Genomic DNA, 835 nt, shown 5'->3' on the forward strand with positions numbered 1-835 from the left:
GCCGCCGAGCTCGCCCAGGGACGGGTGGTCGAGCTCGGCCGCAGCCGCGACCGCTACCGCCCCTTCCAGTCCATCCGAACCCTGATGAACCTGGACCGGCCGCACCGGCGCAACGTCAAGGTGCCGCTGATGATCCGCAACACCCTGGTGTGGCGGGGGCTGTCGGGGACGCAGACCGCCTGCGCGCCGCACACCAGCACCTGGCTCCAGTCGCTGGTCGCGCGGGACGACTTCCTGCGCGAGGAGTGCCGTGTGGTCATGCTGGGCGAGGTCGCCTCCGCGACCGTCCCGCACCCGGTCTTCGACCGCCTCCCCCAGGCGCCCTACCGGTTCAACGAGCTGCTGGGCGCGATCTGGCGCGAGCCGGTGCACAACAGCCTGGCGGAGGGCGAGCGCGCCCGTACCATGGCGTGCCTGCTCCTGGAGGGCACCGACGGGCGCGCCGTGGTCACCGAGCTGGTGGCGCGTTCCGGCCTGGAGGCCGAGGAGTGGCTGCGGCGCTTCCTCGGGGCGCTGTTCCCGCCCGTGCTGCACTACCTGTACCGGTACGGCGCGTCGTTCACCCCGCACGGGGAGAACATCGTGCTCATCTTCGACGAGGCCGACACGCCGGTGCGCGTGGCCATGAAGGACTTCGGCTCCGACGTCGAACTGCTCCCCTTCGACCTGCCCGAGTACGCCGAGATCCCCGACCGCGTGCGCGCCATGCTGCACCGCTGGCAGCCCGGCGAGCTGGCCCACTCGGTGCTGTCGGCGATCTGCGCCGGGCACCTGCGCTACCTCGCCGACATCGTCCAGCGCCAGCTCGGTGTCCGCGAGGAGCGGCTGGGGGGGG

Annotated in this window: 1 pseudogene; it reads left to right on the plus strand. The window is 72.5% G+C overall.

From position 1 onward, the window contains the following. Nucleotides 1-24 precede the first annotated feature (24 nt). Nucleotides 25-768, plus strand: a pseudogene (locus D471_RS38760) (IucA/IucC family protein); the annotation flags it as partial. Nucleotides 769-835 lie beyond the last annotated feature (67 nt).

Source organism: Nocardiopsis lucentensis DSM 44048, from assembly GCF_000341125.1.
GTDB lineage: Bacteria > Actinomycetota > Actinomycetes > Streptosporangiales > Streptosporangiaceae > Nocardiopsis > Nocardiopsis lucentensis.